This window comes from Megasphaera lornae, assembly GCF_000214495.1.
GTDB classification, from domain to species: Bacteria; Bacillota; Negativicutes; order Veillonellales; family Megasphaeraceae; genus Megasphaera; species Megasphaera lornae.
Genome location: NZ_AFIJ01000008.1, coordinates 137,513 through 149,073 on the forward strand (window position 1 = coordinate 137,513; position 11,561 = coordinate 149,073).

The following is an 11,561-nucleotide window of genomic DNA, read 5'->3' on the forward strand; positions in this document are numbered from 1 at the left end:
CAACCTCTAAAATAACGAATCTTCTTCCGGCTTGGAGGCGGTAGCATAGGCCATGGCTACGCGATCGCCGAGATGTAAGCCGTTACGAATTTCTACATATTTGTCACTGTATATACCGGTCGTGACCGGTACTTGTTCCTGCGTGCCGTCCGCCTGCATTTTGGTTACCGTCGTGCCGCGGGCATCGGTTTTCAAAGCGGCCAGGGGCAGCACCGGTACATGGTCGGCAGTGGCGGTAGTAATGGCCACCCGCGCCGTCATGCCCAAGCGCAACAGATTTTCCGGATCCTGTACGGCCAGGGTCACTTCGTAGTAAATCACGGACGGCGCATTGCCCGTACGGTCGCCCGTATTGTCCGGATCCCAGGAATTATTCGTGTCCGTTTGGGAAATTTTCACGACGCGGGCCGTGAATTTTTTCCCGCCGTACGCATCGACCGTAAAGGAAGCGGTTTGCCCCGCTTTAATTTTGCCGATATCCGTTTCGTCGACTTTGGCAACAATTTGTTTTTGTCCCGTATCGGCCAACCGCATGAGGACCGTACCGCCGCCGTTCCCCTGCGAGGCCATGGTGCCGACGCTTTTGGGCGCCCCGACGACGACGCCGTTCATGGAAGCCCGAATCACGGTTTCATTCATTTCGGCCCGCGCTTCGGACAACGCGCTGACGGCGGCTTCATAATCGGCGCGGGCATCTTCCATGGCGGCCTGCGAGCCGGCCCCGGCCCGATACAGGGTCGCCGCGCGCTCGTAGACGGCCCGCGTATTGCCCACTTTGATTTGCGCCTGCACCAGTTTGGCGCGATAATCGGCATCGTCTAAAATCGCAATGACTTGGCCCGCTTTGACCGTGTCATTTTCTTTTACGCATACCTGCTTTACACGGGCCGTAATTTTGGGCACTACTTCGACCGCTTCGACCGGACTGACCGTGCCGGTCGCCGTCACCTGCGACGTAATATTCATGGCCGTGACGGTAAAGGTTTCCGTCGGCACGGCGGCGGCCGGTTGTCGGTGTTGCCGCAGATAGACCGCGACCGTGCCGAGAACGGCGACCAGTATACAGAGAATGATAATACTTATTTTTTTTCTATGCAAATTATTCATTTGGGCGCTCCTTCACGCATGATATAGGCATAGTATAGCATGTTCGGACAAAATAGGAAATGACATATACATAATAAAGGAACTCATTATCTTTTTCGGAAAACGGTTGTCAAGCGTAAAATACCTATGCTATACTACTCCATATCAGTATACTTTGTATGCGGAACTATGCAAGTGCGACGGCGGCAAAGAGAGAAAGAAGGTGGCAGTGTGGAAACACAAGAAACAAAATCTTCAGCCTTTTCGTTAGGGCTGTTATGGTTCGGCGCCGGTGTGTCGATTGCCGAAATTTTGACGGGCATGCTGGTGGCGCCTTTAGGATTCGCCAAAGGGTTGGCGGCGATTCTCCTCGGGCATATTATCGGCGGTATGGTCATGTACGGCGCCGGGCTTATCGGTGCCCGACGCCGGGAAAGCGCCATGGAAACGGTGCGTATTTCCTTCGGCCGCGGCGGCGGACGCTTTTTTTCGGTATTGAACGTCATTCAGCTTATCGGGTGGACGGCGGTCATGATTGTCAGTGCGGCCCATGCGGCCAATCTTATTCGGCCTTGGGGCATGACGACCTGGAGTGTCATTGTGGGCCTGTTAATTATTATTTGGATTGCCTTGGGGATTAAAAATTTAAACAAAGTGAATGTGGCGGTGATTACCTTGCTGTTTCTCCTGACGGTGGTTCTGAGTGTGACTGTCGGGCGGGGACACGGCGGCTTTCCGGTCGGCCCGCCGATTACCTTCGGCGGCGCCGTGGAAATGGCGGTGGCCATGCCCTTGTCGTGGTTGCCCGTGATTGCCGATTATACGCGCCGGGCCGAGCATCCGGTGCGGGGAACGCTGGTCGCCTGCACGGCGTATTTTATTGCCGGCATGTGGATGTTCCTCATCGGCATGGGGGCGGTCATTTTTACGGGCGAAAATGATATTGCCGCCGTGATGGTGAAAGCCGGATTGGGACTTTGCGGCATTCTCATTGTGCTGTTGTCGACGGTAACGACGACTTTTTTGGATGCGTTTTCCGCCGGTGTCAGTGCCCGGAGCTTATGGGATACGGCGCCGGAAAACGCGACCAAGGGCATGGCAATTATTGCCACCGTCCTGGGAGTAGTGATTGCCGTGACGGCGTCACAGCAAACGTATCAGGACTTTTTGTATTTTATCGGGTCCGTGTTTGCGCCTATGACGGCGATTTTATTGGCCGATTATTTTATTCTTCATCGGGACCGGAGCCGGGAACGGCTTAACCTGCTGAATCTGGTGTTGTGGGGTATCGGCTTTATCGTCTATCGCTGCCTTATGACGGTCGACACGCCGCTGGGAATTACCTTCCCCGTCATTGTACTCATTATGATCGGCAGTACGATTGTGCATGGGATAGAGAAAAAAATCCGCTCGTAAGAACGTGACGGGCAAAACAAAGAACCGACAAGCACGGCTTGTCGGTTCTTTGTTTGCTTACGGAGAAACTTGGGCGGCTGTTTTGCGGGCCGTACGGGGCGGCCGGGACGGCTGCTCCGTATTTTTATGGCGTCCGCCCGTACGGGCGGAAACGGTTTTGGCTTTGTCCTGCTGCTTGGGAAGCACCGCCTCGGCAGTATTGTCCTGTGCAGCTTCGTCGTCGGTCGGCGTCGGCGACGTATCGGCATCCTGATCGTCCGTATTCGCCGTCGTATCGGCAGGAGGCGCCGCTTTTTTTACGCCTGGCGGTGTACGGAACGCGGCGCTGCCGCGATCAACGGCGGCCGCCATATAATCATGCCAAATACGTGCCGGAATGGTGCCGCCGTATACGGCGCCCAGACTGCGGGACCCGGAATCGTCGCCGATCCAGACGGCGGTTACCAAATCCGGCGTATAGCCGACAAACCAGGCATCCACGTTATTATCGGTCGTCCCGGTTTTGCCGGCGGCGGGAATGCCGATATTGGCGGCGGCGCCGGTACCGCTTTGAATAACGCCTTCCAACATGTAGGTCATTTCATAGGCTTCTTTAGCGGATAAGACCTGCTTTTTTTCCGGCGGCGTTTGCGTATTGTCTTCCAACACATTATTATTTTGATCCAAAATTTTCAAAATGGCCACAGGAGCGACATGGACGCCTTCGTTGGCGAAGGTGCCGTAGGCGCCGGCCATTTCCAGCGGCGTCACGCCCTGCGTTAACCCGCCCAGGGCCATGGCCAGGTTGTTATCGCTGTCTTTCAGCGTCGTAATGCCCATTTCTTCGGCCAACGCTAAAATCCGGCGCGGCCCCACTTGATTGGCGGTTTGTACGGCAATCGTATTGACCGAGCGGATGAGCGCTTCGCGAATCGTCATGGTGCCGCTGTACGTGCGGTCGTCATTGCGGGGCGTCCACGACCCGTAAGAAATTTCTTTGTCGTCAAAGGTCGTATCCGGCGTCATCCCTTTTTGTAACGCCGCCGCATAGACGAAGGGTTTAAACGCCGACCCGGGCTGGCGTACGGCCATGGTGGCGCGGTTGAAACTGTCGTGATTGCGCCCGCCGATCATGGCCACAATATAGCCCGTATGCGGATCCAGCGAAACAAGGGCTACTTGCGGCTGGAGCAGGCCGTTTTTATCGGTATAATTGGTCGGCAGATTGCGCAGCGCGCGTTGCGCCGCTTTTTGCTTATCCAAATCCAAGGTGGTGTAAATTTTCAGACCCTGCTTATAGAGGGCGGCATCGCCGTATTTTTCCGCCACCTGCCGGGTAACATAGTCAATAAAGGCGGTCGGTTCATCATCCTGAGAGGAACGCTTCTTCGGCGCCAACTGCAAATCGGCCGCTTGGGCGGCGGCGCAATCGGCGGCGGAAATATAGCCGTATTTTTGCATTTGATCCAACACGACGTTCGCCCGTTCGTTCGCTTCTTTAGGATTATTGAACGGCGAATAGTAGTTGGGACTTTTCGGCAATCCGGCCAACAACGCGCATTGTTTCAGCGATAAATCGCTGACACTTTTGCCGAAATACGTGTTGGCGGCGGTTTGAATCCCGTACGAGCCTTGACCGAAATAAATTTCATTCATATACATTTCCAGAATTTCTTTTTTACTGTACTTTCGTTCCAATTCCAAGGCCAGCATGGCTTCCTGAATTTTACGCTTTAACGTCTGTTTTTGGGATAAAAAGGCATTTTTGGCCAACTGCTGGGTAATCGTACTGCCGCCTTGCGAAATGCCGCGGTGCAAGACATTCGCCACAAACGCCCGCGCAATACCGACGGGATCAATCCCGATATGACTGTAAAAGCGATTATCTTCGGCCGAAATGAAGGCATTTTGCAAATTGGGCGGCACCTGATTAATGTCGATGGGAAGACGATTTTCTTCCGAGTATAAGGTGGTAATCAGGCGACCGTGAATATCGAAGACTTGCGAAGAAGAAATAGGTCGCATATTGTGGGTCACGGGCGGCAAGGTTTGGTAGGCGGCAAAAATATAGCCGAATCCCAAGCCGGCAATGACCACAAGAAATAAAATCATAAGCAGGCGGAGACGATGCACGGCTCCGGACCGTTTGGCATGTTTGGCTCTGCGTCTGGGTGTATACATAAGCCCTCCCGAAAGGACGGTCGCCGGCGCGAACGTCCTGTTATGCTGAAAAATAAAACATTACATAAAGATAGCTGTACCGATTTTTTATTATAGCATATTTACCGAAAATAGCCTATCTTTTTACGCGGTGTACGTCGGACCGTATACGGGCGGCGGCAAAGAAACCCATATGGCGTATGCGGATTCGCAGAAAAACGGCGAAAATCTTGACGGATTCTCATAAATAGAGTACTATAAAAGAGGAAAGTTCGATAAATAGTATACACAATATAGCGGAGGTCAGGTCATGGATAGAGAACAGGCATTTGTATTATGGTTTGATGAAGTACATCGTCAGGATGTGGCGTTGGTCGGGGGAAAATCGTCTTCCCTGGGAGAATTGACGTCTTCTACGGCGGTGCCCGTGCCGTACGGGTTTGCCACGACGGCATACGGGTATCGGTACTTTATGAAAAAAACGGGACTGGACGGGCAGATCAAACAGATGCTGCAAGACCTGACGGACGTGGAAGATCCGGTGCAGTTACAACGCGTTACGGCGGCCATACGAAAAGCGGTGTGCGAAGCGACCATGCCGGAAGAGTTGGCGGCGGCCATTCGCGACGCCTACTTGGCGTTGGGAAAAAAAGCGGGCATTGCCGACCCGTTTGTGGCGGTTCGCTCCAGCGCCACGGCGGAAGATTTGCCGGATGCCAGCTTTGCCGGGCAGCAGGATACGTATTTAAATGTACAGGGCGCGGACACGGTGATTCAAAAAGTAAAAGAGTGCTATGCGTCCACCTTTACGGATCGGGCGACCTATTATCGGCAAAAGAAGGGCTTCGACCATTTGGAAGTGGCCCTGAGTGCGGCCGTACAGATGATGGTCTTTTCTAAAGCCGCCGGGGTCATGTTTACGGTCGATTTGGTCACGGGCGACGATTCGACGATTACCATTGAAGGCGCCTGGGGCTTGGGCGAATACGTCGTACAGGGGACGGTAACGCCGGATAATTTTAAGGTTAACAAAGAAAATTTGACCATTCTTTCCAAAATGGCCAATACCAAGCCCGTTCAATTGGTGCGCCTGCCGGGCGGCGATTGTGAAGAACGGCCGGTTCCGGAAGCGGCACAAAAAGCGTTGGTATTGACGGATGCGCAAGTAAAAGAATTGGCGAACTACGCGAAGATGATTGAAGCGCATTACGGGTGCTATATGGATATGGAATGGGGCATTGACGAACGGACGAATAAAATTTGGATTTTGCAGGCGCGGCCGGAAACGGTATGGTCGAAAAAAAATAAAGAAAAAGCGGCACCCGCCACTACCGAACGCTGCGTATTGGTAAAAGGATTGCCGGCCAGTCCCGGGCAGGCGTACGGGAAAGCCCATGTCATTTCGGATCCGGCGCAGATTGCCGAATTTAAAGACGGCGAAGTGCTGGTTACGACCATGACGGCTCCCGACTGGGTACCGGCCATGAAAAAAGCCAAAGCCATCGTCACGGATGCCGGCGGCATGACGTGCCATGCGTCGATTGTCAGTCGGGAACTGGGGATTCCCTGCATTGTGGGCACCAAAAGCCGCAGCCGGGAAGCGACCGCGGTTATTCAAAACGGGCAGGACATTACGATCGATGCGACGAACGGCATCGTGTATCAGGGCCGCGTGGCGGATTTGGTAACCCCGGCCGCCGCCGCAACGACGGCGACGCCGGCAACGGCCGAACCCGTACCGATTACGGGCACGAAAGTATACATGAATTTGGGCAATCCCGATTTGGCGGCAAAATACGGCATGCTGCCCTGCGACGGCATCGGCCTGATGCGGGAAGAATTTATTTGGACCACCTTTATTCATGAACATCCGTTGTATTTGTTGGAAACCGGTCATCCGGAACGCGTGACGGATCAGTTGGCGGAAGGGATTCGCAAGGTTTGCCAAGCCCTGGCGCCGCGTCCGGTTACGTTGCGGTTCAGTGATTTTAAATCCTCCGAATATCGGAATCTCACCGGCGGCGATGCCTACGAACCGCAGGAAAACAGCGCCTTATTGGGATGGCGCGGCGCGTCCCGGTACTACCACCCGCAGTACAAGGAAGCGTTTAAGCTGGAAGTACAGGCGGTTCGGAAAGTACGGGAAGAATACGGCTTTAAGAATTTAAACGTCATGATTCCGTTTTGTCGCTGCGTCAGCGAAATGGAACACATTACGGCTCTGATGGCGGCGGAAGGATTGCGGCGCGGCCCCGATTTTAAAGTGTGGCTCATGGCGGAAATTCCGGCCAATATTATTTTGGCGGATCAATTCAACGCCTTTGTCGACGGCTACTCCATCGGTTCCAATGACCTGACCATGCTGGTACTCGGCTGCGATCGGGACAATGAAACGGTGGCGTCGTTGTTCGATGAACGCAATTTGGCGGTCAAACGCGCCATTCGGCATTTAATTACGGTGGCGCATAAGGACGGCAAAACCGTGTCCATTTGCGGACAGGCTCCCAGCGTGTATCCGGAATTTACGGAATTTTTAGTCAAGAGCGGCATCGACTCCGTTTCCGTCAATCCCGATGCGGTGGCGGCTACGAAAAAAAGAATTGCTCAGATTGAACAACGGTTGCTGCTGGATTCTCTTACCGGACGCGGTCGGGCGGATACGGAAGAGTATACCTGGTAATACGCACAAGCGGTCCGCTTTCGGCAGAGGCGGACCGCTTTTCCGCCCTGCCGGGACGGCACGCGGCGCGGCGGGAAGGAGGGATGGCGCGGATGTTGTCGGCACGACAAGAAACCATTTTGGAGATCATTCAACACAACAGTCCCATTACGGGACAACATATAGCTTCCCGGTTACATGTAACGCGGGCGGCGTTACGGTCCGATTTGGCCATTTTAACCATGCTGGGACTGGTGGATGCCAGACCTAAAGTCGGCTATTTTTTTACGGGACGGCAGGCGCGGGAGTTTCCGCTCAACGCCATGGCGGAAATGACCGTCGCTTCCTGCTTATCGCAACCGGTAGTGGTGGGGACGGATACCAGCGCCTACGATGCGGTTATCGCCTTGTTTACGGAAGATGCGGGCACCGTATTTGTCGGCGATAACAATATCCTGGCCGGCGTCGTGTCCCGTAAGGATTTGCTGAAAACCGCCATGGGCGGCAACGATTTACGGACCTTGCCGGTACGGATGGTCATGACGCCGGTCAGTAAAATTATCTATATTACGGCGGCGGAAAAAGTATTGGCGGCGGCGCAACGCTTACTGGCCTACGAAATTGACTGCCTGCCCGTCGTGCAGCGGATACACGACGAGGCGGACACGGATAAAAAAGAATTGAAAATTATCGGCAGAATTTCCAAAACCAACATTACCCGCATTTTTGCGGAATGCGTTTCAGGAAGGAGAATATAACGTGAATAAACCGATTATATACGCCTGCTCCGATTCGCTGGGAGACACGGCGGAACGGGTGGCGCGGGCGGCGGCCAGTCAATATGACAAAGCGGTCTTCGACATTGTGCGCATGCCGTACATTCGTACGGATCGGCAAATTGAAGAGTTGGTAGCCAAAGCCGGGGCGACCGATGCCATGATTTGCTATACCATTATTTCCCCGTCGTTGCGTCGCAAATTGCGGGAATTAACGGAAAAATATAAGATTACGGCGATTGATATTATCGGCCCCATGCTGGCGGGAATCGGCACGCTGACGGATACGGAACCTACCGTTCGTCCCGGCATGATTCATCAATTGGATGAAGAATATTTCAAGCGCGTCGAGGCGATTGAATTTGCCGTCAAATATGATGACGGCAAAAACCCCATGGGCTTTTTCAAAGCCGATATTGTGATTGTCGGCGTTTCGCGTACGTCCAAAACGCCGCTGTCCATGTATTTGGCCCATAAACGCATTAAAGCGGCCAATTTGCCGCTCGTGCCGGAAGTGGCCCTGCCGCCGGAATTATTCAACATTCCGGTCCGTAAAATTGTCGGCCTCATTATCGATCCGTTTAAATTAAACTTCATTCGCTCCGAACGGCTGCGCAGTATGGGCTTGGATTCCAATGCGGGCTATGCCAACATTGACCGCATTAATGAAGAACTGACCTATGCGCGCAGTGTCATGCGGCGCTTACATTGCCCGATTATCGACGTGTCTTCCAAGGCGATTGAAGAAACGGCCAATTTGGTGATGGAAATTGTCAAACGCAATAAGGAGTTGTATACGGAATAATCGCGGCGCCGTCGCTTGACAAGCGAACGGGACGGACGTATAATGTACGCATACCTGACATATATGTAGTGAAGAAAAGGACATGACAGGCGGGTTTTCTTATGGCAGAGAAGGGTACGGCGGTGAAAGTATCCTATAAGGAGCGTCTGTTACCACCTTGGAGCTGTCTCCCCGAATGCAGTAAGGGAGCACCGGTCGTTACGTTATAACGTCGGAAGATTTCGGTTCGCCGCGGCGGACCGGGATAAACTTGGGTGGAACCGCGTGAGTAAGCTCTCGTCCCTTGGGGGACGGGAGCTTTTTTTGATGAAGGAGGAAGGATCGGCATGGCGGAAGTACAGTTAAAAGACGGCAGTAAAAAGACGTTTGCTGACGGGATTACCTTGCGGGAAGCAGTAAAACAGTTGAGCAACAGTTTGGCGAAAAAAGTATTGGTAGCACGGGTGAACGGCAAGGTTACAGATTTGTGCGAACCCGTTGCGGACGGGACGACGGTGGAGTTTTTGACCTTTGACGCGCAGGAAGGAAAAGACACGCTGCGTCATACGGCTTCGCACGTGATGGCGCAAGCGATTTCCCATTTATATCCGGACGTGAAATTCGCCATCGGCCCGGCGATTGAAAACGGCTTTTATTATGACCTGGATACGGAACATCGGTTTACACAAGAAGATTTTGCGGCGATTGAAAAAGAAATGGCCGCCCTGGTGAAGGCGAATGAGCCGATTGAAAAAATGGTCGTATCCCGGGCGGAAGCCTTGCAATTTTTCCGAGATAAACACCAGGATTACAAAGTGGAATTAATTGAAGACTTGCCGGCGGATGCCGTCATTTCCCTGTATAAACAGGGCGATTTTGTCGACCTGTGTGCCGGCCCGCACTGCGAAAGCACGGGGCGCGTAAAAGCGTTTAAGCTGCTGACCGTAGCCGGCGCGTACTGGCGGGGCGATGAAAAAAATAAAATGTTGCAACGGATTTACGGCACGGCCTTTGAGAAAAAAGCCGATTTGGACGCCTATGTAACCATGCGCGCGGAAGCGGAAAAACGGGACCATCGTAAACTGGGCAAACAGCTGGATCTGTTCAGCTTCCATGAAGAAGGCCCGGGATTTCCCTTTTTCCACGCCAAAGGGATGGTGCTGCGCAACAGTTTACTGAAATTCTGGCGGGAATTACATGCGGAAGCGGACTACGATGAAATTATGACGCCGACTATTTTAAATCGGCAATTATGGGAACAATCGGGACACTGGGATCATTACCGCGACAATATGTATTTTACTACGATTGACGAACAGCCGTACGCCATTAAACCGATGAATTGCCCGGGAGGCATCTTGGTATACAAGAGTTCCGTACACAGCTATCGCGATTTTCCCATTCGCGCCGCCGAATTGGGGCTGGTACACCGGCACGAATTGCACGGCGCGCTGCACGGCCTGTTCCGGGTACGCTGCTTCACGCAGGACGATGCGCATATCTTTATGCTGCCGAGCCAAATGAAAGACGAAATTTCCGGGGTCATGGATTTGTTCGACAAGGCGTATAAGCAATTCGGCCTGGAATACCATGTAGAATTGTCCACCCGTCCGGAAGACTCGATGGGATCGGATGAAATTTGGGAATCGGCAACCAAAACCTTGCATGAAGTGATTGAAGAAAAACAGGTCCCCTATGTTATCAATGAAGGGGACGGCGCCTTTTACGGCCCCAAACTGGATTTCCATTTAAAAGATTGCCTCGGGCGGACCTGGCAGTGCGGCACCATTCAGCTGGACATGCTCATGCCCGAACGGTTTGATGTCACCTATATCGGTGAAGACGGTCAAAAACATCGTCCCGTCATGGTCCATCGGGCCTGCTTCGGCAGTATTGAACGGTTCCTCGGGATTATTACGGAAAATTATGCCGGTGCTTTTCCGGTGTGGTTGGCACCGGTACAAATTAAATTCCTGCCTATTTCCGACAAACAATTGGCGTATGCCGAAGACACGGCACGGCGCTTTAAAAAAGCGGGATTGCGCGTAGAAGTGGATACAAGCAGTGAAAAAATCGGCTATAAAATTCGCAAAGCGCAAATGGAAAAAGTGCCGTACATGGCGATTGTGGGGGATAAAGAAATGGCGGCCGGTACAATTTCCGTACGCGAACGGACGCAAGGGGATATAGGCGTTAAAGCCGCCGAAGAGGTCCTGCACATGATTAAACAATTAGCGGACAGCCGTCAAGGGTAAGCGCACGAATAGAGCGGCCCGTACAGTAAGAACCGTTTTTCTTCGGAGAAACGGTTCTTTTTTTGTCGTACGGCGCGGCCGTTTTCAGATTTTTTTTTCATACAGGGACAAGCACACGGAACGCCTATGCGCCGCCGGTGCTTTTTTTTTATGTACAGACGCTTTTTTCGGCCCCTATACAGGCGCACAAGGACGCCGTTTTTCTCAGGCTGTAACGCGTTACGGTAACGCTTGTAAGAAAAGATAAGAGTAAATAATAGTAAGAATAAGAATAAGATCATAGTAAGAGTAAGAATATATATATCCTAACTCTATTATTCATAGGACATACTTTTTATAGTGTATAGACGCACTTGCCGCACGACAACTCCGCATGGCCTCTGCCGGCAGTACCCATATATACATTACCAATGGGCATAGATGAAAAATTAATTTGCATATTTGCT

General features: G+C 52.6%; 7 protein-coding genes. 5 read left to right on the top strand and 2 right to left on the bottom strand.

What is annotated here, in order from left to right:
- Positions 1-6: 6 nt before the first annotated feature.
- Positions 7-1,107: an efflux RND transporter periplasmic adaptor subunit gene (locus HMPREF1039_RS02055; protein ID WP_007390608.1), complete on the bottom strand. Its 1,101-nt coding sequence runs from the start codon at positions 1,105-1,107 to the stop codon at positions 7-9.
- A 168-nt stretch (positions 1,108-1,275) separates the two neighbouring features.
- Between HMPREF1039_RS02055 and cytX the strand changes: the two genes are divergently transcribed.
- Positions 1,276-2,502, top strand: a complete 1,227-nt coding sequence (gene cytX / locus HMPREF1039_RS02060) for a putative hydroxymethylpyrimidine transporter CytX (RefSeq protein WP_007390636.1) — start codon at positions 1,276-1,278, stop codon at positions 2,500-2,502.
- A 57-nt stretch (positions 2,503-2,559) separates the two neighbouring features.
- Here cytX and HMPREF1039_RS02065 read toward each other — a convergent pair whose 3' ends face one another.
- On the bottom strand, positions 2,560-4,662 hold the full coding sequence (locus HMPREF1039_RS02065) for a transglycosylase domain-containing protein (RefSeq protein ID WP_007390626.1): 2,103 nt from the start codon (positions 4,660-4,662) through the stop codon (positions 2,560-2,562).
- Positions 4,663-4,951: 289 nt separating this feature from the next.
- Here HMPREF1039_RS02065 and ppsA point away from each other — a divergent pair, with 289 nt between their 5' ends.
- The 4 genes from ppsA to thrS all read left to right on the top strand — a co-directional run bounded on the left by ppsA (position 4,952) and on the right by thrS (position 11,115).
- Positions 4,952-7,321: a phosphoenolpyruvate synthase gene (ppsA, locus tag HMPREF1039_RS02070; RefSeq protein WP_007390653.1), complete on the top strand. Its 2,370-nt coding sequence runs from the start codon at positions 4,952-4,954 to the stop codon at positions 7,319-7,321.
- 92 nt (positions 7,322-7,413) lie between these two features.
- The gene (locus HMPREF1039_RS02075) at positions 7,414-8,058 is read left to right on the top strand and encodes a helix-turn-helix transcriptional regulator (RefSeq protein ID WP_007390698.1); all 645 of its coding nucleotides are present in this window, start codon (positions 7,414-7,416) and stop codon (positions 8,056-8,058) included.
- Between the two features lies 1 nt (position 8,059).
- On the top strand, positions 8,060-8,881 hold the full coding sequence (locus tag HMPREF1039_RS02080; protein ID WP_007390643.1) for a pyruvate, water dikinase regulatory protein: 822 nt from the start codon (positions 8,060-8,062) through the stop codon (positions 8,879-8,881).
- 326 nt (positions 8,882-9,207) lie between these two features.
- A complete protein-coding gene (gene thrS / locus HMPREF1039_RS02085; protein ID WP_007390609.1) occupies positions 9,208-11,115 on the top strand; it encodes a threonine--tRNA ligase in 1,908 nt (635 codons plus the stop codon).
- The last annotated feature ends 446 nt before the right edge of the window (positions 11,116-11,561 follow it).

What these genes read in the sequence shown, in the direction of transcription:
- HMPREF1039_RS02065 (WP_007390626.1), bottom strand. Translation starts at nt 4,662, where the DNA reads ATGTATACACCCAGACGCAGAGCCAAACATGCCAAACGGTCCGGAGCC.
- HMPREF1039_RS02075 (WP_007390698.1), top strand. Translation starts at nt 7,414, where the DNA reads ATGTTGTCGGCACGACAAGAAACCATTTTGGAGATCATTCAACACAAC.
- cytX (WP_007390636.1), top strand. Translation starts at nt 1,276, where the DNA reads ATGCAAGTGCGACGGCGGCAAAGAGAGAAAGAAGGTGGCAGTGTGGAA.
- HMPREF1039_RS02055 (WP_007390608.1), bottom strand. Translation starts at nt 1,107, where the DNA reads ATGAATAATTTGCATAGAAAAAAAATAAGTATTATCATTCTCTGTATA.
- ppsA (WP_007390653.1), top strand. Translation starts at nt 4,952, where the DNA reads ATGGATAGAGAACAGGCATTTGTATTATGGTTTGATGAAGTACATCGT.
- thrS (WP_007390609.1), top strand. Translation starts at nt 9,208, where the DNA reads ATGGCGGAAGTACAGTTAAAAGACGGCAGTAAAAAGACGTTTGCTGAC.